General features: G+C 64.7%; 16 protein-coding genes. 10 read left to right on the top strand and 6 right to left on the bottom strand.

Annotated features, from left to right (window positions below):
- Positions 1-35: 35 nt before the first annotated feature.
- The 4 genes from mmsB to J2W36_RS06680 all read left to right on the top strand — a co-directional run bounded on the left by mmsB (position 36) and on the right by J2W36_RS06680 (position 4248).
- Complete coding sequence (gene mmsB, locus J2W36_RS06695; RefSeq protein WP_307688915.1) at positions 36-932, top strand: 3-hydroxyisobutyrate dehydrogenase; 897 nt, start codon at positions 36-38, stop codon at positions 930-932.
- 206 nt (positions 933-1138) lie between these two features.
- The gene (locus J2W36_RS06690; protein ID WP_307688914.1) at positions 1139-2062 is read left to right on the top strand and encodes an esterase/lipase family protein; all 924 of its coding nucleotides are present in this window, start codon (positions 1139-1141) and stop codon (positions 2060-2062) included.
- A gap of 13 nt (positions 2063-2075) precedes the next feature.
- A complete protein-coding gene (locus J2W36_RS06685; RefSeq protein WP_307688913.1) occupies positions 2076-3185 on the top strand; it encodes a lipase secretion chaperone in 1110 nt (369 codons plus the stop codon).
- A complete protein-coding gene (locus J2W36_RS06680) occupies positions 3145-4248 on the top strand; it encodes an AraC family transcriptional regulator (RefSeq protein ID WP_307688912.1) in 1104 nt (367 codons plus the stop codon). Before J2W36_RS06685 ends, J2W36_RS06680 begins: the two co-directional genes overlap by 41 nt.
- Before the next feature lie 21 nt (positions 4249-4269).
- On the opposite strand, the gene J2W36_RS06675 is transcribed toward J2W36_RS06680, so the two are convergent.
- The 3 genes from J2W36_RS06675 to J2W36_RS06665 form a co-directional block, all read right to left on the bottom strand.
- Entirely contained in the window at positions 4270-4575 is a 306-nt protein-coding gene (locus J2W36_RS06675; RefSeq protein WP_307688911.1) for a hypothetical protein, read from the bottom strand.
- Between the two features lie 315 nt (positions 4576-4890).
- A complete protein-coding gene (locus J2W36_RS06670) occupies positions 4891-5298 on the bottom strand; it encodes a type II toxin-antitoxin system VapC family toxin (RefSeq protein WP_307688910.1) in 408 nt (135 codons plus the stop codon).
- Positions 5299-5314: 16 nt separating this feature from the next.
- Positions 5315-5566 (bottom strand): AbrB/MazE/SpoVT family DNA-binding domain-containing protein, encoded by a 252-nt coding sequence (locus J2W36_RS06665; RefSeq protein ID WP_307688909.1) that lies wholly within the window; start codon positions 5564-5566, stop codon positions 5315-5317.
- 162 nt (positions 5567-5728) lie between these two features.
- Between J2W36_RS06665 and J2W36_RS06660 the strand changes: the two genes are divergently transcribed.
- Positions 5729-6352 (top strand): DUF4304 domain-containing protein, encoded by a 624-nt coding sequence (locus J2W36_RS06660; protein WP_307688908.1) that lies wholly within the window; start codon positions 5729-5731, stop codon positions 6350-6352.
- 157 nt (positions 6353-6509) lie between these two features.
- A complete protein-coding gene (locus tag J2W36_RS06655) occupies positions 6510-6836 on the top strand; it encodes a type II toxin-antitoxin system Phd/YefM family antitoxin (protein ID WP_307688907.1) in 327 nt (108 codons plus the stop codon).
- Positions 6837-7061: 225 nt separating this feature from the next.
- Here the strand turns inward: J2W36_RS06655 and J2W36_RS06650 are convergent, their stop codons facing one another.
- Both J2W36_RS06650 and J2W36_RS06645 read right to left on the bottom strand, forming a co-directional pair.
- Positions 7062-9167: a DEAD/DEAH box helicase gene (locus J2W36_RS06650; RefSeq protein ID WP_307688906.1), complete on the bottom strand. Its 2106-nt coding sequence runs from the start codon at positions 9165-9167 to the stop codon at positions 7062-7064.
- Positions 9160-10017 (bottom strand): HamA C-terminal domain-containing protein, encoded by an 858-nt coding sequence (locus tag J2W36_RS06645; RefSeq protein ID WP_307688905.1) that lies wholly within the window; start codon positions 10015-10017, stop codon positions 9160-9162. Before J2W36_RS06645 ends, J2W36_RS06650 begins: the two co-directional genes overlap by 8 nt.
- Positions 10018-10437: 420 nt before the next feature.
- Here J2W36_RS06645 and J2W36_RS06640 point away from each other — a divergent pair, with 420 nt between their 5' ends.
- Positions 10438-14841, top strand: coding sequence for a DEAD/DEAH box helicase (locus J2W36_RS06640; protein WP_307688904.1), 4404 nt, complete (start codon positions 10438-10440; stop codon positions 14839-14841).
- On the opposite strand, the gene J2W36_RS06635 is transcribed toward J2W36_RS06640, so the two are convergent.
- Positions 14825-15895, bottom strand: coding sequence for an SDR family oxidoreductase (locus tag J2W36_RS06635; protein WP_307688903.1), 1071 nt, complete (start codon positions 15893-15895; stop codon positions 14825-14827). The genes J2W36_RS06640 and J2W36_RS06635 overlap by 17 nt on opposite strands.
- A 390-nt stretch (positions 15896-16285) precedes the next feature.
- Here J2W36_RS06635 and J2W36_RS06630 point away from each other — a divergent pair, with 390 nt between their 5' ends.
- The 3 genes from J2W36_RS06630 (at position 16286) to J2W36_RS06620 (ending at position 18911) form a co-directional block, all read left to right on the top strand.
- Complete coding sequence (locus J2W36_RS06630) at positions 16286-16594, top strand: helix-turn-helix domain-containing protein (RefSeq protein WP_307688902.1); 309 nt, start codon at positions 16286-16288, stop codon at positions 16592-16594.
- A complete protein-coding gene (locus tag J2W36_RS06625) occupies positions 16591-17964 on the top strand; it encodes a type II toxin-antitoxin system HipA family toxin (protein ID WP_307688901.1) in 1374 nt (457 codons plus the stop codon). The genes J2W36_RS06630 and J2W36_RS06625 overlap by 4 nt, the downstream gene beginning before the upstream one ends.
- 119 nt (positions 17965-18083) lie before the next feature.
- Complete coding sequence (locus tag J2W36_RS06620) at positions 18084-18911, top strand: substrate-binding domain-containing protein (RefSeq protein WP_307688900.1); 828 nt, start codon at positions 18084-18086, stop codon at positions 18909-18911.
- Positions 18912-18931 lie beyond the last annotated feature (20 nt).

Here is an 18931-nt window from a genome sequence, read left to right as displayed (position 1 = left end):
ACGCATTCGACAAAAGAAGCAACGGAGACAAAGACATGAAGATCGCATTCATCGGCCTCGGCAACATGGGCGGCCCGATGGCCATGAACCTGCAGAAGGCCGGCCACACCCTCAGTGCCTTCGACCTGTCGAAGGACGCCTGCGCGAAGTTCGCAGCCGATGGCCTGCCGATCGCCGCGTCGGCGGCGGCCACGCTCGACGGCGCCGAGATCGTCATCAGCATGCTGCCGGCCAGCGCGCACGTCGAAGGGCTCTACTTGGGCAGCGACGGGCAGCCGGGCATCCTGGAGCAAATCGCGCCCGGCACCCTGGTCATCGACAGCAGCACCATCGCCGCCGCCACGTCGCGCAAGGTGGCTGAGGCTGCAGCGAAGAAGGGCGTAGCCGTCATCGATGCGCCGGTGTCCGGCGGCACGGGCGGCGCCATCGCCGGCACGCTGACCTTCATGGTCGGCGGCAGCGAGGCCGACCTCGAACGCGCGCGCCCGGTGCTGGAAAAGATGGGCGCCAACATCTTCCACGCGGGCGCGGCCGGGGCGGGCCAGACCGCCAAGATCTGCAACAACATGCTGCTGGGCATCCTGATGATCGGAACCTCCGAAGCCATCGCGCTGGGCGTGGCCAACGGGCTCGACCCGAAGGTGCTGTCGGAGATCATGCGGCGCAGTTCGGGCGGCAACTGGGCGCTGGAAAAGTACAACCCGCTGCCGGGCGTGATGGAAACCGCGCCCGCGTCGAAGAACTACGCCGGTGGCTTCGGCACCGACCTGATGCTCAAGGACCTGGGCCTGGCGCAGGAGAACGCTGCCGCAGTGCGCGCATCGACGCCGCTGGGCGGGATGGCGCGCAACCTGTATGCCGCCCACAGCCTGGCCGGCCACGGCGCGCTGGACTTTTCCAGCGTCATCAAGATGGTGCAGAAGAAGGCCTGACCGAGCTGAAAGCCAGGTCGCCCAGCGTTTCGCACGGGTCCGTTGAACACATGGGCCAGGCCCCAGGTTTTCCCTGGCTCCACGCGCCTGAGCAAAACATCCGCGCGTACAGGCAAGACGCGCGTTCGGCCGACCGACACCATCGCTCCTGACGGCCCCGCCGCAAGCCGGGGCCGTAGACCCGACAACAACAGGAGACTCTGACCATGAACCGACCCCTCTTCGGCGCGATGGCGCTGGCCGCACTCATCGGCGCTGCTGCCCCGGTCGCTGCCGCTGACACCTACGCCGCCACCAAGTACCCGATCGTGCTGGCCCATGGCCTGCTGGGCTGGGACACCGCGGCCGGCATCGACTATTGGTACGGCATCCCGGGTGACCTGCAGTCCCATGGCGCCAAGGTCTATACGACCAAGGTCTCGGCAGTGAATTCGTCCGAGGTGCGCGGCGAGCAGCTGCTGCAGCAGGTCGACACCATCCTGGCCATCACGGGCGCCAGCAAGGTCAACCTCGTCGGCCACAGCCAGGGCAACCAGTCGACCCGTTACGTGGCGGCGGTGGCGCCCGGCAAGGTGGCGTCGGTCACCTCGGTCAGCGGCACCACGGGCGGCTCGCCAGTGGCAGACCTGATCGCCGGCGCGGCGCCGGCGGGCACCTTCACGAACGCCGTGGTCAACGCGGTGGTCTCGGGTCTTGGCTCGATCATCGACCTGCTGTCCGGCAGCGGTGGATTGCCGTCGGACGGCAATGCCGTGCTGACCTCGCTCACCACCCAGGGGGCGGCCAACTTCAACAAGAACTTCCCGGCCGGTGTGCCCCCGACGCGCTGCGGCCAGGGCGCTTCGATGGTGAACGGCGTGCGCTACTACTCGTGGAGCGGCACCAGCCAGATCACCAGCGGGATCGACCCGAGCGACTCCGCGCTGTCCCTCACGGCGCTGGCCTTCAAGGGCACGCCCAACGACGGCCTGGTGGGGCAGTGCGACAGCTACCTGGGGGCGGTGATCCGCGGCGACTACGCGCTGAACCACCTCGACACGATCAACCAGTTCTTCGGGGTCGCGGGTTTCACCGACCCGGTGGCCTTGTACCGACAGCATGCCAACCGCCTGAAGCTCGCTGGTCTGTGAAGCGAGCGGCGCGATGAGGCACTTGTTGGTCGTGGAGGCTGCGCCATCGCGGCGGCGTAGACGCTTCATTGTCTGCATCACCGGGCTCGCCGTGGTGTTGGCGTTGGCGCTGTGGGTCTGGGCCAGCGGGCGCGGCACGGAGCGGGCACCGGTGGCGCCAGCTCCCACGCCCCGTGGCCTTGAGGTGTGGTTGCACGCTGGCAGCACCATGACCGAGGTCGACACGGCGCCCGCCACGGCCGACACCGGCCTCGAAGCGCTGCCTGCTTCGCTGCAAGGCACTGAGGTGAGCGGCGAGCTGGAGGTCGACGAACACGGCAGACTGAAGGTCACCCGCGGCCTGCGGCTGCTGTTCGACTACTTCCTGTCTGCCAGCGGCGAGGAGCCGGTCGAGCGCCAGCGCGAGCGTATTCGGGCCTACATCACGCACCGCTGGCCAGGCGCCGCCGCAGAGCAGGCGCTGGTACTGCTCGACAGCTACATCGCCTACAAGGACGAACTCTCGCGGGTGCTCTCGGGCAGCCGTGCCACCTCGCTCAGCGACATGCAGGCGCGCCTGGGTGCGGTCGCCTTCGTGCGCGCCCGCTATTTCCAACCCGAGGAGGTGGTGGCCTTCTTCGGCGAAGAGCAGGGGTACGACCGGTACAGCCTCGCGAAGATGAGCATCCTGAACGACCCGGCCCTCTCACCCGCGCAGAAGGCCGCGCACATCGCCGAGCTGCGGGGCACGCAGCCCGAAGCGGTGCGCCAGCAAATGGACGTGTCGGAGACGGTGCAAACGCTGGAGGCGTTGACCACCGCGTGGCAGCAGCGCACTGGCAGCCCCCAGGAACTGCGCGACGTGCGAGAAAAACTGGTGGGGCGTGACGCCGCAGACCGCCTCGAATCGCTGGATCGGCAGACGCAGGCTTGGGATGGTCGTGTCGCCGCCTACCTGCAGCAACGTGAGAAGATTCTTGGCGACACTACGCTCGCCGACAGCATGCGGCAGCAGCAGGTAGAAGCCTTGCGCAACGAGGCCTTTGCCGGCCCCGAGCGCATCAGAATCGAGACGATCCAACGTATCCAGGATTCCGCCGCCCGTGACGCAGCCCCAGTTCCTCGCTCCGCTACATCCGGCTGAGCCAGCCGCACCCAGGCTGGTTGCCCGCAAGCCAGCCGCCGAGCGCCCGCCGGCCCAGCCGCTCAGCGTGCACATCGGCCATTGCCGCTCGGTGCTGGCCTATCTGCGCCAACAGGGGGTCGATCCGGCGAGCCTTTTCGCCGCGTCGGTGCTCCAGCGCATCGAGCAAGGCGACACGGTCGCTGCGTTCCCGCTCGAAGACTTCCACGCGCTGCTCGATGCGGCGCAAACCCGCCTCGCAGACCCGGGCCTGGCCCTCAAGGCGTCGGAGTTCGTGCAGATATGGGAGGGCGGGGCGCTCGGCTTCACGCTGATGACCAGCCCGTCGATCTCGGAGGTCGGCACGCTGCTGGTGCGCTTTCAGCGCCTGTTCCACAACGTCTACCGCGTCAAGTCCACCGTCGACGAGCGACACTTTGCGCTGCGCCTGCTGCCCACCGGCGAGACCGCCTCGGCAAGGCTGGCCCACCTGCTGATGGGCGCTTGGGCATGGCGTGCGCGCTGGCTCACCGGCGAACCGGGTCTGCGTTTCGACGTGAGCTTCGAGGGGCCACCGTTGGCCGATGCGGCAGCCTACGAGCGCAGCTTCGGCGGTCACATCAGCTTCCACAGCCCCGTCACCGAGATGCAAGGTGCGGCCGACTACCTCGCCTTGCCGGTGCGCCAGCACGACCCCGGCGTCAACGGGATGCTGCGCAACCAGGTGGAGACCGAGCTGGAGCGGCTGAACGGCGAATCGGCGGGCCTGCTGGTCAAGCTGCGGCGCCGCCTGCGTGATCGCCTGGGCAACGAAGCCCTGACCCTCGACGCGCTGGCTGCCGATCTTGACATGGCGCCTCGCACGCTGCAGGGCCGGCTCGAAGACCTGGGCCTCACGTACCGTGCGCTGCTCGATGGCGTGCGCGACACCAAGGCCAAGCAGTACTTGGCGGAGCCACAGCGCAGCCTGACGGACATTGCGCTGGCGCTGGGCTTCGCCAACCAGTCGGCTTTCCAGCATGCGTTCAAGCGCTGGTCGGGGCTGTCACCGGGGCAGTGGCGCCGACAGCACCTGGGCCGCTGAGGGCCGCCCGAACCCAGGCGCTCAGCCCCCCTTGCGAAGGTCGGACAGCACCACGTCGGCCCCATCCGCCGAGAACACCGGGTCGCCGCCGCTGTTGCCGCTCTGGCTCTGCGACACGCCAGAGATGCGGTGGCTGCCGGTGTCGAACTGCTCGACCTGGCCGTTGCGCTCGATCGCCAGTCGCTTCTGGTCGGGGAAGAACGCGTACTTCATCCCATTCTGGCCGCCGCTCGAACTGGGGTTCGACAGCCCTTCCGGCCACCAGCCGTCGTCGGCCTTCATCGGCGCCATGGGCTTCATCGGCTTCATCGGCTTCATCGGTTTCATGGATATCTCTCTGTTTCGTTCCGGTTGAATGGGGCGGCTCAGGCGGCGCTGCGTTCGAAGGGCAGGCTCAGCAATGCTGAGCCGCGAGCGGCCGTGTTCGCCGTCGACGGGAGCCACAGCCCGTGTAGGTCGACACCGATGGGTCTGGCCGGTACTCATGACCACCGAAGCGAAGCGCCCCTTCCACCAGCAGGCCAGTGGCGCCCGCACCCAGAACGGCGACTGGTGGCCCAAGCAGCTGCGGCTGGAGTGAAGGTGATGGAGCTGGATCGGTTCGATATCGCCTGATATCGGACCTCTTGCATTGGTGCCGCGTCAGCTGAGAAGGGTCATGCCGGCGTTCCGAACGGCACCCCGGTCGAAGCTCACGATCGAAGTGCAACCTTCGTTCAATGCGATCTGTGCAGTCAGCAAGTCGGCGAAGCCGGAGCCCTTGGTCTTCTGCGTGAGCAGCAGTTGCGCAGCCTCCTGTACCGCCTCGCGGTGTTGCAGATGAAAGTTCGGCGTGCTGAGCAGGTCGTTCACCATCTCACCGATCTCTTTGACCGTCGCTGCATAAAGCCGCTCGAGCACCCAGCAAACCTCCACCAGCACGACCAGGCTGATGAAGCCCGGTGTGCGTTCGTTGAGTTGGGTTTCTATGAAGCGCGTGGCGACAGCCGACTGCTTGGCGTCGTCTTGTGCCAGATAGCGCACCAGCACGTTGGTATCGAGACCGATCATGAGCGCGCTCTCAATGCTACGGTTTGCGGTGCCCGGACGAAGCCGCATCGGCGATGGCCTGATCCATGGCTTCGAGGCTGACGGGCCTGGCCACACGCCCGGCAAAGCGGCCCTTGAGCGTGGAGACATGCGTGTCGAGCGCAACCACCTTGAATCCATCGTCCTGGGCGATGAAATCCAACTTGGCGCCCGGGCGGAGTCCGAGCGCCTTGCGCACGGACATGGGCAAGGTGATCTGCCCTTTGCTGGTCAGCGTAGCGATGGCCATTTGCTCTCCTTACGTCAGGTAAGGAATTATAGACAGTGCGACGCTGCCCAGCACGAGGGTGCGTGACGGGCTCAGTGGTTGGCTTGTCGATGCAGACGCGCCCGGGAAGCCGTTGAACGGCGTGATCGCAGGGCGCGCGCCGCTGGCTTATTCTTTACGCCCATGACGCCATCGAAGCTGATCGCCGCAGTCGTTCGAACCCACCTGAAGCCTTTCTTGACCGCCCGAGGATTCACATCTGCGGGTTCGACCTTCCAGCGCCGACTGGCAGAGGCCACACAGGTCGTCAATGTAGAGCGCAGCAAGCGCAACGGTGCGCTCGCGGCGCGGTTCTACATCAACGGGTCCGTGTACCTCCCCGCGCTCGACGCGGTGATCGGCGATCCCCTCGTCGAAGACCCCGGCGAGCCGTCGTGTCATGTGCGCCTGCGACCGAACGACGCCAACCCCGGCGCTCGACGGGAATACGACGTCACCTTGGACACGGATGGCGACGCCCTGGGCGCGGAGATCGCACGCGATGTCACCGCGCTGCTCGACATGCTCGATGGCCTGACGACGCCACAGGCCGCGATTGCGCATCTCGCGGGCCGCAAGCTCGCGCAGTACGAACGCGTCTTCGGTTGGTACCTCAGCCAGAACGAGCTCGATCATGCGAGCCGCTTCGTGAAGTCGCTTCACGCGGAGTTCGGCGGGGAAGGTCGCTGGGCGATCTTTGCCCGTCGACTCGACGAAGTTGAGCGTGGGGTGCGAGGCGACGTGTCCTGGCGCGAGTGGATCGGCTGAGGCGAGAGCACCGTCGCACAGGCCGGCAACAGGAACTGTTAGACACATCGTCGCGCGTCGAGCAAGGAAGTTTGGCCTGAAGCCACCTGGAGAGTTGTCTGCGCTGTTCAGATAGGCTGCACAGAACTCTGTCATCCACTTCTTTCGGAGAGCCGCCATGGGATTCGCGTCCAGTGATGTCGTTGCATTCACGCAGGCCCGGGCCAACTTGTCCGAGTTGGCGGACCAGGCCAAGGCGGGCGCCGAGAAGATCATCACCAAGAACGGTGAAAGCTACGTCGCCCTGATCGGTGCCGACCGGCTGGACTATTACCACCGCCTCGAACGCGAGCGTATTCACCTGCTCCTGATTGACGACGCCAAGCGCGGCCTAGCCGATATATCGGCAGGCCACACCTTCGAAGCCGATCAGGCGCTTACCAAGCTTCAGCAACGTACGGCCAAGAAAGCCAGCCCCACCAAGCCTGCCAAGAAGCGTGACTGAGGCGTTGTACCGGCCGAACCGTAAAGTGCCTGCACGCCATCAAGGCCTTCAAAGTCGAAGCCCACTCCGACTCTGCCTTCGACGCGTTGGTGGCTGAGTTGCGCCCCACGATCATCCCCGGCCTGCGCCGCTTTCCGCGCGTCGGCCTGCGTTACCTGGCCAACCCGCCGCAGTTCTGCTCACAATCTACGGAAAAATTTAATGCAGCTCCTGGCAGCTTATTTTTCATAATAGAGGGCGGCCCTGCTCATCTATATCCAGTGCCGCAAGGACCCAGTCGCGTTCAAAAGGCGAGAGAGAGCGTGAGCGAGAAATCGCCGCGGCTGCTAATTTTTTGGTCAACTCGGCTTTGTTCTCGCCCTTGTGAAAACGCTCAGAAATTTGAATTGGTATGCCTTCCTCGTCTAGATTTTTTAGTTCCTCGGCTTTAAACCATCGACTAAGACCTTCGAGGAAGACGCTATAGTCAGCATCAGGTTGCTCCTGCCTAACAAAAATCTCTACAACTGCAAACCATTGAACCAAGCCATATTCACAGGCTCGCAAAAACTTGAAAATGTTGTCACGGTCCTCTGGCTTGCCCGTGTATCCGCCATCGTATTTGACCAAAAATTCCCGCATCGACTGCGTCAGTCTCAGCGTGTTAATGAAGTAGGTGAGCGCTTTGGGAGTGAACGCCCCGAACTCACCAGCCCGTTTAATTTTGCATATAACCTCCAAAACGGCTTGAATTTCGTTATAGCGTGGATAAGAGCTCCATGCCAGAGGGTGGCCATCCTTTAGGGCTGCTGCGACGTGCCCTTTGAGTGCCAGAGCCTTTTCAAGGCCAATCGATGCAGCAAGCCTCAAACCAGAGGCGTCTAAGCCTAAAGATATCTTTAACGCCGCAACGCGTGAGTCAATGGATCTCGTTGTCTCAAGTTCGTCCAGATGAACAACATAGTCGTCGGGCGCGTCATCGTCATCACCGAACAAAGTTGGCGAGACATCAGTGGTCACTCTTTCCGGCGGATCGTTAAAAAGGAAAACTTTCCCGACGTGATGCTGGCCTAATCGTCCTGCGCGCCCTTTGATATTGGAAAAAGTAAAAAAGTCAAAGTCCGCGTGATTTATCTTTTTGTCAAAAATGAGCACAGTCTTGGCTGCTGTATTGACTCCCTCTATCAAGGTTGAAGTGCAAAATAACACCGGAAGCTGGGAATTGTTAAAAAGACGAACCATATGCGATGCGATCGCTCTTGGAAGTCTCCCGTGATGTATTGCAAATCCATACTTGACCGTTTCGACCAATGACCAACCTTGGCCAACGTTAGCGGCGAGCCATGAAGAAAAATCAGCACCTCCATTCGAGACGGCCATCTCTTGAGCCGCTTTGGCAGACAGAATATTTGCTTTGGAAGGCGAAGAAACAAAAACTAATGCAGGCCAATTTTTTTCTTCCCCGACTTCATCGAAGAGTCGAGTTGCTTTGTCTTTAATGTCGGACAAATCATACGTATCTACTGCAACTGTTGAAAATCTCGTTTTCAAGAAGCTAAATTTCCATCGACCCTCGGTGGAAAATTGAACGCCATCGATGTTGGGGCCTAAAAAGAAGAACTGGCGCGAGCGGCTCAGAAGCTTGTAAACGGCCGCATTTAGCGTCACGCTCCTATCGTCCTTCCGCCCTGAATCAAGCTTGTAGAATTCATCGACTACTGTAAGGTCTAGCTTCCCCAAGTCAGCTCTATTAATTAGTCTCTCTTGTGTCCCCAGGAATATGACTTTCGCGTCTTTACTCGGGATTTCTCCAGGATGCATGATTACTTCGAAGGCGTGTGCAAATCTTCGCCTCAATCTTCGCCGAAACTCGTCCAACAAGGAGATTGTTGGGAGAACTATTGCGACTCGCTTGTATTTGCCTGATGCAAGCAATGCGTCAATAAGAAGACTTTTTCCAAAGCTCGTTGGCGCGCTTAGGATTAAGTTCTGCCCGGCCAGCAAGTCTGTTAGCGCTACGACTTGTTCTCTATGAAGCGTAATGCCGTCAAGCTCGGGCAGGGTTACCGTCTCCGCAACTATGGCATCTGCTGTGTCGGCTTTTTCCTTGTCGATATAGTTCCAAAGTCCAGTCGCTCGCGCCAGTGAACTAAATGCTTGCTCAAATGATAAGAGTTCTTTTTTGTTGGCGATTAAATCGGCGAGCCGGGGAATAATCTCTAACAAAGTTGGGTCGTCGCTTTCTCCTTTATGGATTCTTGCGGCGGCTTTCTGCATTAAGGCAAACACGCTGTGTTTAAGCGTGTCGCCAGAAAGATTTGACAAATTCGCCCACTGTTGTTGACTAACCATGTGCTAAACCCTTGAGTCTTTTGTCGAACGCGAGTGCCAGGGCTGTCTTGGATTTAATCGGAACGTATATGAGGGTCATTCGAATTTTTCCGCTCAATCCAGAGGCGAGGAGTGTTGATCTGAGTGCCTCGATCTCCTTTCTTACTTCTCCCAAGTATTTTTTACTTTGTGCGGTGTGGCCCATGACGGCTGCGCTATCGCAGACTATGCAGATGGGGAAGACGGCGGCTTCAAATAGTTTATCTAGCGACGTCTGGCGCGACAGTAGTTTTCTGATCTTCTCGTAGTGCGGGACGTTTTTTGAGATTTGCGGGCCTAGCAAAAGCTTTTCATTTTTTAGAAAACCAGCCTCTATGTGTGTGCTTATTGACTGGATGGCTGACGCGATTGCCTGCTTTGGGTCGGTATAAAATTTGGCTTCTCCTAGCCACAGTTCAACTCCGTCGTTCTCATCATATCGAACATGAACCATGTCAAACGACTTAACCACATCATTTGAGGCGGTCAGGTAAAAAACGCGTGGCGCAAACGGAATTGTTTTAAAGTAGTCCCGGCATATCGCATGAAGGGTGATTTCTCCAAGCTCGCCCCTTTTATTGTAGTTTTCGCTTTTGTAGACGCGGGCCGCCGCTTCTTTTAGTCGAATGTACATGTTGGTGTGCGAAACCCGAAGCTCCTCTTCAATTAAGGCATAATCGGCGATCCATTCCATTGCATGGTCGGCGAACGCATCGCACCGCCATTGCTCTACCTCGAAGCCTGCACAGTATGCGGAGATGGAAAATGGGCCATCTTGCGAGTCATGTAAACAGGTCAGAAGCCGCTCTGGAACATGGTCGTACGATTTCAAATTGGCTCCTGGATGAGGTTCGCTTAGCTTTTGCGGAAGCCGAATGTCTCGCAAATCAACTGCATCAGTCTTGCTGATTATTTCGGCAGAATAACTGGTGCGGTTGCGGACTCTGATATGGGTGCCGCACGGATTTTTCGTATGACACTAGTTGACGAAAGATACAGTGTGTCACGAAGATTGCCAAGAGGGGTTTTCCAACAGCCTTTTTCATGGCGAATTTTTCACGAATGCAAGGCAGAACGTCCGAGAATGAAGTTCGGGGTGGTTGAGCCGAAGAATCGTCGTTCGTTGAACTTTGAAGTTGATTGCGCTTCGTCATTTGTTGACTTTCAAGCTGGGCATGAAAATTGGTAGGGGCCACTGGCATTGAATGGTTATGGCTTGAAATGGTCGTGTTGGCCCTAAGTTGGTGAGCCTGTGCTCGCATTTTTTTTCCACCCCGCCGTCACCACTTGGTTCTCCGGAACCTTCCCCGCCCCCACATCCGCCCAATCCGCCGCGTGGCCGACCATCCGCGCCCGTCGCGACACCCTCGTCGCCGCGCCCACCGGCTCTGGCAAGACGCTCACCGCCTTCCTCGCCGCGCTCGACGATCTGGTCGTGCGGGGCCTCGCGCCGGGTGGCCTGCCGGATGAAACGGCAGTCGTCTATGTCTCGCCGCTCAAGGCGCTTTCCAACGACATCCGCCTGAACCTCGACGCGCCGCTGGCCGGCATTCGGGCGGAGTTGGCGGCGCTGGGGTTGCCCGATGTCGACATCCGCACGGCGGTGCGCACGGGCGACACGCCGCAGCGGGAGCGGCAGCAGAGCCTGCGCCGGCCGCCGCACATCCTGGTGACGACGCCGGAGTCGCTTTACGTGCTGCTGGGCTCGGAGTCGGGCCGCAAGATGCTGGCGACGGTGCGCAGCGTGATCGTGGACGAGATCCACGCCATCGCCGCAAGCAAGCGCGGCAGCCACCTGGCGCTGTCGCTGGAGCGGCTGCAGGCGCTGTGCATGGAGGCGGGCGGAGAAGGGGGTGGGACAAGGCCAGTACGCATCGGCCTGTCCGCCACGCAGAAGCCGATCGACGAGGTGGCGCGCTTCCTGGTCGGCGCGGGCGCGGTGAAGGCCGACGGCACGGCCGACTGCGCCATCGTCGACATCGGCTACGCCAAGCAGCGCGACCTGGCGCTGGAGCTGCCGCCCACGCCGCTGGCGGCGGTGATGTCGAACGAGCAGTGGACGCAGGTGTATGCGCGGGTGGCCGAGCTGGTGTGGCTTCATAAAACGACGCTGGTGTTCGTCAACACGCGGCGCATGGCCGAGCGCGCGGCGCGGCACCTGGGCGACATCCTCGGCAAGGACGCGGTGGCAGCGCACCATGGCAGTCTCTCGAAAGAGACGCGGCTCGACGCCGAACAGCGGCTCAAGCGCGGCGAGCTCAAGGTGCTGGTCGCGACCGCCTCGCTGGAACTGGGGCTGGACATCGGCGACGTCGACCTGGTCTGCCAGCTCGGCTCGCCGCGTTCCATCGCAACCTTCTTGCAGCGGGCGGGGCGCTCGGGCCATGCGGTGGGCGGCGTGCCGAAGGCGCGGCTCTTTCCGCAGTCGCGCGACGAGCTGGTCGAATGCGCCGCGCTGCTCGACTGCATCCGCCGCGGCGAGCTCGACGCGCTGCGCGTGCTCCCCGCGCCGCTCGACGTGCTGGCCCAGCAGATCGTGGCCGAGACGGCGTGCCGCGAATGGCACGAGGACGATCTCTTCGCGCTGGTCCGCCGCGCCTGGCCCTATGCGCAACTGACGCACGCGCGCTTCATGGAAGTGGTGCGGATGGTGTCCGAAGGCTTCACCACGCGGCAGGGCCAGCGCGCCGGCTATGTGCATCGCGACGCGGTGAACCACCTGCTGCGCGAGCGCAAGGGCGCGCGCATGACGGCGCTCACCTCCGGCGGCACCATCCCCGAGACGGGCGACTACACGGTCATGCTGGAACCGCAGGCCGACAAGATCGGCACGGTCAACGAAGACTTCGCGGTCGAGAGCCTGGCGGGCGACGTGTTCCAGCTGGGCAACACCAGCTACCGCATCCTGAAGATCGAGCCCGGCCGTGTGCGGGTGGAAGACGCGCAGGGCGCAGCGCCTAACATTCCCTTCTGGCTCGGCGAGGCGCCGGGGCGGACGGACGAACTCTCCTTCGGCGTGTCGCGGCTGCGCGAAGAAGTCGGGGTGGTGCTGGCGCTGAGCGGCCGCGACGGCGCGATGGCCTTGCTGACCAAGACGATGGGCCTGGCGGAAGAAGCCGCGCGCCAGATCGTCGAGCACCTCGCGCATGCGGCGGCCGTGCTCGGCACGCTGCCGACGCAGCACACCATCGTGCTGGAGCGCTTCTTCGACGCGTCCGGCGGCATGCAGTTGGTCATTCATTCGCCCTTCGGCAGCCGGCTCAACCGCGCCTGGGGCCTGGCGCTGCGCAAGCGCTTCTGCCGCACCTTCAACTTCGAGCTGCAGGCCGCGGCGACCGAAGACGCGATCGTGCTGTCGCTGTCGACCAGCCACAGCTTTCCGCTCGACGAGGTGGCGCGCTACCTGCACTCCAACTCGGCGCTCGACGTGCTGGTGCAGGCGCTGCTCGACGCGCCGCTGTTCGGCGTGCGCTGGCGCTGGAACGCGACCACGGCGCTCGCGCTGCCGCGCTTCACCGGCGGGCGCAAGGTGGCGCCGCAGCTGCAGCGCATGCGTTCCGAAGACCTGCTGGCGGCGGTGTTCCCCGACCAGGTCGCGTGCCTGGAGAACATCGTCGGTGAGCGCGAGGTGCCCGAACATCCGCTGGTCGCGCAGACGATGGACGACTGCCTGCACGACGCGATGGACGCCGACGGCTGGCTCGCGCTGCTGCGCCGCATGGAGTCGGGCCAGGTGCGCGTGCTGGCGCGCGACCTGCCCGGGCCGTCGCCGCTGGCGATGGAAGCGCTCAACGCGCGGCCCTACGCCTTCCTCGACGACGCGCCGCTCGAAGAGCGCCGCACGCAGGCCGTGCAGAACCGCCGCTACACCGACCCCGAGAGCGCCGACGACGTCGGGCAGCTCGATGCCGACGCCATCGCGAGCGTGCGCGACGAAGCCTGGCCGCAGCCGCGCAACGCCGACGAGATGCACGAGGCGCTGGGCATGCTCGGCGCGGTGAGCGACGACGAAGTCACGGCGCAGGCGGATTGGAAGAAGTGGCTGACCGCGCTGGCCAAGGCCGGGCGCGCGACGCGGCTGCTGCTCGAAGGCAAGGGCCGCAGCGCACGGGGCCTGTGGGTCTCTGCCGAGCGCCTGCCGCTGCTACAGGCCATTGCGCCCGAGGCGCCGATGCAGCCCGCCATCACCGCACCCGCCGATGCCGAGCGGCCCGACGACCGCGATGCCGCGCTGCGCGAGCTGCTGCGTTCGCGCCTCGGCGGGCTCGGCCCGGTCACCGTCGCGCAACTGGCGGCGCCGTTGTTCTTTCCTGTCGCCGACGTGGAGGCCGCCTTGCTCGCGCTGCAGGCCGAAGGCAGCGTGCTGCAGGGGCGGTTCACGCCGGGCACCGACAGCATCGAATGGTGCGAACGCCATCTGCTCGCGCGCATCCACCGCTACACGCTCAAGCGCCTGCGCCGCGAGATCGAGCCGGTGGAGCCGCGCGACTTCGTGCGGTTCCTGTTCGAGTGGCAGCACGTCGGTGCCGCATCGCGCGTGAGCGGGCCGGAGGCGCTGTCGGGCGTGCTGTCGCAGCTCGAAGGCTACGAGGCGCCCGCGCCGCTGTGGGAGGCCGAGGTGCTGCCCGCGCGCGTGACCGACTACGCGGGTGCGTGGCTCGACGACCTGTGCACGGCAGGGCGCGTACTGTGGACGCGGCTGCGGCCGAATACCACGTCGGTGGAAGGGCGCAAGGGCGCGGGCAGCCTGTCGCTGCACGCTACGCCGGTCGTGCTGCTGCCGCGCCGAAGCGCCGCGCTCTGGACGGCGCTGGCGCCCGCGCCCATCGATGACGACAACCTCGGCTCGCGCGCATCCCGCGTGGCCGACTATATGAAGCAGCACGGCGCCTGCTTCTTCGACGAGATCGCGGGCGGCACGCGGCTGCTGCCGGTCGAGATCGAAGAGGCGCTGACCGAACTCGTCGCGAAAGGCCGCGTGCGCTGCGATAGCTACGCCGGCTTGCGTGCCTTGCTTGTGCCGGCGTCGAAGCGCGCGTCGGCCGACACGCGCCGCCGCCGTCGCGTGCCGCTGTTCGGCATCGAGGACGCGGGGCGATGGACCTTGGTGCGTCCGCCGTCAGCGAGCGAATCGGCCAACCCGGGCTCGGCCGAAGCCATCGAACAGGTTGTGCATGTGCTGTTGCGTCGCTACGGCGTGATCTGCTGGCGCCTGCTGGAACGCGAGGCCGCATGGCTACCGCCGTGGCGCGACCTGGTGCGCGTGTGCCGCCGGCTGGAGGCCCGCGGCGAGATCCGTGGCGGGCGCTTCATCGCGGGCGTGTCGGGCGAACAGTTCGCGTTGCCTGAAGCGGTCGCGTCGATGCGCCGTGTCCGGCGCGAGCCGCACGACGGCGCCTTCATCGCGCTGGCCGCCAGTGACCCGGCCAACCTGCTGGGCACCATCGTGAACGGGCCGAAGGTGCCGCGCGTCGCCGGCTCGCGCGTGCTGTGGCGCGACGGCGTGCCGGTCGCGACCAGCATCGCGGGGGAGGTCGCGCTGCTCGAAGCGCTGGATGCGGCCGAGGCGCAGGCCGCGCGCCGTGCGCTGGCGCTCGACCCGTCGCTGCGCTTCCTCGACAGCGCCGCGGCGCTGGCGCTCAGCGCGTCGGAATGATCCGCTCGGCCTCGAGCCGCTGGAACAGGTCGAAGAACGCGTCCGGCGTGCTCTGGAAGTCGAGGAAACCGGCCTTGCGGCTCTTGGTCATGTCGGCCAGCACTTCCATCGGCCGGCCGAGGTCGGCGTCGGTGTGCCACCAGGAGGCGAGCTTGCCGATGTCCGGCTCGCGCAGCTGGTGCTTCGCGGCGATGTCGGCCCACTGCGCGGGTGCATCGGCCATGCGGTCGGCCAGGGGCCGGGTCGTTCCGTCGAAGGGCGCCGCCTCGACGCCGAAGTAGTCGGCCAGCCGCGGCCACAGCCACTTCCAGCGGAAGATGTCGCCGTTCACGACGTTGAAGTCTTCGTTGCGGCCGCCTTCGCTCGTCGACGCCCATTCCAGGTGCCGCGCCAGCAGCCGCGCATCGGTCATGTCGGTGAGGCTGTCCCACTGCGCCGCCGAGCCGGGGAACACGAAGGGCTGGCCGATGGCTTTGCACAGCGTCGCGTACACGGCGAGCGTCACGCCCATGTTCATCGCGTTGCCGACAGCGAAGCCGATGATGGTGTGCGGCCGGTGCACGCTCCAGCCGAAGCCGTGGCGCTCCGCCGCTTCGAACAGGCGGTCTTCCTGCTCGTAATAGAAGTTGTCGACGGGCTGGCGTCCCTGTTCCTCGCGGAAGGGCGTCATGGGCACGGCACCGGTCGCGTACGCCTCGAAGGGGCCGAGGTAATGCTTCAGGCCGGTGACCAGCGCCGCATGGCCGCCGCGCAGCGAGGGGCCGACGGCGTCGAGCACGTTGCGCACGATGGCGCCGTTGACGCGGATGTTCTCTTTTTCGTTCGCCTGGCGTGACCAGGCGGCGAAGAACACGCGGTTGACGTCCAGGCCGTGCAGCACGTCGTGCAGCTGCGCCGGGTTCGTGAGGTCGGCGACGAGGGGCACGCAGCCCGACGCGACGGCGGTGCGCCCGCGCGAGAGCCCGTGGACGGACCAGCCCTGGCCGAGCAGGTGCTCTGACAGGGCATTGCCGATGACGCCGCTGACGCCGACGATGAGGGCCTTGTTCGTCATCAAGTCATCACCGCCGGGGTCGTCGCGGTCTTCGGTGTTTGGGGTGTGGGGTCGCAGGCGGCCAGCGCGAATGCCGTCAGGCCGAGGGCAGCAGCGAGGAGGAGATTTTTCATGGGTTCACCGTGTTCAGTGCGTAGGCCGACATGGTCGACAGCGGGCAGGCCGCGCTGCGCACGCCCAGGGCGCGTACCGGCGTAGGAAAGCAAGCGGATCGGCGGCTTCTGATGGGAATGCGGCCTCGGTGGAGGCGCGTGACTTCCGCCAACAACCCAGGATGTTGGATTGAAATGTATCGAATACGATAAGAAAATATGAAATGCATTGAATTCGCAACGTCATTGCGTTGCATATACGATAAGATTTTGAATAAATAATCGAATACGCAACATCATGAGCACCTTGCTGGAACTGGCCGACCGTCTGGAAGCGGCCCGGCAGGCGAGCGGTCTGACGCGACAGGCGCTGACCGAGAAGGCCGGCGTCAGTCGCCAGGCCGTCTACCGCCTGCTCAAGGGCAACGACGTGCAGGTGTCGACGCTGCTGGCCGTGATGGACGTGCTGCGGCTCGACCTGGTCACCGTGCCCCGCGCGCTCGAGCGCGGCCTGCCCGAACTGCGCACATCCGCCGAGGGCAGCCCGACGCATGCGCTGTCGGCCGTCCAGCAGCGGCTGGCGCGCCTCAAGGAAGGCCGCCGATGAACGTGCCCGTCCTGGTCATCAAGCTGCATGGCCGGCGCATCGGCTGCCTGTTCAAGTACGAGCAGCCCGGTCTGCCGCCGATCCTGCGCTTCGTCGCCGACGAGGCCTATGCCCGCATCCCCTGGGCCGAGGCCGACGTGCTGTCGGAGTCGATGCGCGCGGACGACCCGGCGCAGCAACAGTCCTTCTGGCTCGACGTGACCCGGCCCGAATTCAACAGCACGACCGGCAGCAAGGGCGACGCCCAGCTGCCGCCGTTCTTCCAGAACCTGCTGCCCGAAGGCATCTTCCGTCGCTTCGTGGCAGAAGAGGCGGCCATCGATCCGATGGACCACATGGCCATGATCGCGGCCTGCGGCAAGAACATGCCGGGCGCGGTCACGGCAGAGTGGGAAGACATCTCCCGCGACACGCTGCAGCGCCTGGTCACGCAGAACCAGGACGCGCTCGAAGCCTCCGTCTGGTCGGAGCCTTTTCAGGACGCGCTGTCGATCTCCGGCGTGCAGCCCAAGATCGGCGTCAACCGCAATGCCGAAGGCCGCTTCGTCGGCCGCACCTCGCAGGGCGACGCCGCCATCATCGCCAAGCTGCCGTCGGCCGAATACCCGCGCATGCCGCAGCTCGAGAACCTGGGCATGACGCTGGCCGGCCTGGCTGGCGTCGACGTGTGTCGCTTCGAGCTGGTGCCGATGACGGCGCTGACGGCACCGCACCGCTACGACCTGGGCGACGAGGTCGACGGCCAGTTCCTGGCGGTCACGCGCTTCGACCGCGACCATGGCGACAAGATCCATTTCGAGGATTTCGCGCAGGTCTTCGGCAAGCCGCCCGAGCACAAGTACACCGAGTCGTACCTCGCCATCGCGGCCGTGCTGCTGGGCCTGCCGCAGTGCGGCGAGCCGGCGGTGCACGAGCTGCTGCGCCGCATCGAGGTCAACGAACTGCTCGGCAACGCCGACATGCACCTGAAGAACCTGGGCCTGATCTACCGCGACCGGCGCCACGCCGAATTGGCGCCGGCCTATGACATCACGGCGACATTCCTCTACGCCGGCGCGCGCGGCCATGCCCTTTTGCTGATGCCGGATGGGCAGATGCAGCACGCGGAGCCGATCTTCAACCCGGCCCGGCTGCAGGCCTTCTGCAACGCGCTGGGCCTGCAGGTGGCTGGCGCGTCGAAGGTGGTGCGCGACGTGGCGGCCGAGGCCGGCCGGCAGTGGCTGGCGCCGATCCTGGCCAGCGGGCTCACGCCGCGGCAGAAGCAGCAACTGCTCGCCCGCGTGGCGAACCACCCGCACCTGCGGCAGGCGCTGCAGCGCCTGCGCCGGCCGGACCTGCTCGCGGCTTGGGATGAGGCCGCGCGCGCCTAGCCACAGCGCCCACGCGCCGTGAGCGTCCCGGGATAACCCTCGTCCCGGTGCCGGCTGTTTGACAGCTTGCCTGCCTACGATGGCCAGACCCATCAAGCAATCAACGACCTGGAGACACCATGGCACCCACTGCTTCGATCACGCGCCCGACAACGCGCCCGATCACTCGCCGCCTCGCACTGCTGGCCGGCGCCCTCGCGCTCGCCGGCTGCACCGGCCTCGGCAGCAAGCCCGCCGGCACCGACATCCACGTGATGACCTCGGGCGGCTTCACCGCCGCCTACAACGAGCTGCGCCCGGACTTCGAGAAGCGGACAGGCCACACGGTGAAGACCGCCTATGGCGCGTCCATGGGCAACGCCGCCGACTCGATCCCGAGCCGCCTCGGGCGCGGCGAGCCGGCGGACGTCGTGATCCTTGCGCGCTCGGCGCTCGACGCGCTGGTGAAGGACGGCAAGGTTGTCGCCGGCAGCCAGGTCGACCTGGTGCGCTCGTCGATCGGCTTCGCCGTGAAACGCGGCGCGCCCCGGCCGGACATCTCAACGGTCGACGCGCTCAAGCGCACGTTGTTGGCGGCGCCGTCGATCGCCTACTCGGCCAGCGCGAGCGGCACCTACTACGAAATCGAGCTGCTGAAGAACCTCGGCATCGAGGCACAGGTCAAGCCCAAGAGCCGGCGCATCCTGAGCGAGCGCGTGGGCACCGTGGTGGCGCGAGGTGACGCGGCCTTGGGCCTGCAGCAGGTGAGCGAGCTGCTGCCGATCGAGGGCATCGACTACATCGGCCCGCTGCCGGCGGAGGTGCAGCGCGTCACGGTGTTCTCGGCTGGTGTGGCAACGGCGTCGACGCAACCCGCGGCGGCGGCGGAACTGATCCGATACCTGGCGTCGCCGGCAGCAGCGCCCACCATCGCCAAGACCGGGCTGGAGCCCGTCACGGACAGGTAGTTCGCCCGTCCGCCGGCAAC

Origin of the sequence: Variovorax ginsengisoli (assembly GCF_030811835.1) — a bacterium.
Taxonomy (GTDB): Bacteria; Pseudomonadota; Gammaproteobacteria; order Burkholderiales; family Burkholderiaceae_C; genus Variovorax; species Variovorax ginsengisoli_C.
Note: the sequence above shows the minus strand (reverse complement) of the source record. Positions and strands in the feature narration are given on the sequence as shown.

Coding starts and splice junctions, on each gene's coding strand:
- J2W36_RS06675 (WP_307688911.1), bottom strand. CDS start 4,575: ATGAAACCGATGAAGCCGATGAAGCCGATGAAGCCCATGGCGCCGATG.
- J2W36_RS06630 (WP_307688902.1), top strand. CDS start 16,286: ATGAGCACCTTGCTGGAACTGGCCGACCGTCTGGAAGCGGCCCGGCAG.
- J2W36_RS06670 (WP_307688910.1), bottom strand. CDS start 5,298: ATGATCGGTCTCGATACCAACGTGCTGGTGCGCTATCTGGCACAAGAC.
- J2W36_RS06620 (WP_307688900.1), top strand. CDS start 18,084: ATGGCACCCACTGCTTCGATCACGCGCCCGACAACGCGCCCGATCACT.
- J2W36_RS06685 (WP_307688913.1), top strand. CDS start 2,076: ATGAGGCACTTGTTGGTCGTGGAGGCTGCGCCATCGCGGCGGCGTAGA.
- mmsB (WP_307688915.1), top strand. CDS start 36: ATGAAGATCGCATTCATCGGCCTCGGCAACATGGGCGGCCCGATGGCC.
- J2W36_RS06660 (WP_307688908.1), top strand. CDS start 5,729: ATGACGCCATCGAAGCTGATCGCCGCAGTCGTTCGAACCCACCTGAAG.
- J2W36_RS06665 (WP_307688909.1), bottom strand. CDS start 5,566: ATGGCCATCGCTACGCTGACCAGCAAAGGGCAGATCACCTTGCCCATG.
- J2W36_RS06690 (WP_307688914.1), top strand. CDS start 1,139: ATGAACCGACCCCTCTTCGGCGCGATGGCGCTGGCCGCACTCATCGGC.
- J2W36_RS06650 (WP_307688906.1), bottom strand. CDS start 9,167: ATGGTTAGTCAACAACAGTGGGCGAATTTGTCAAATCTTTCTGGCGAC.
- J2W36_RS06625 (WP_307688901.1), top strand. CDS start 16,591: ATGAACGTGCCCGTCCTGGTCATCAAGCTGCATGGCCGGCGCATCGGC.
- J2W36_RS06635 (WP_307688903.1), bottom strand. CDS start 15,895: ATGACGAACAAGGCCCTCATCGTCGGCGTCAGCGGCGTCATCGGCAAT.
- J2W36_RS06655 (WP_307688907.1), top strand. CDS start 6,510: ATGGGATTCGCGTCCAGTGATGTCGTTGCATTCACGCAGGCCCGGGCC.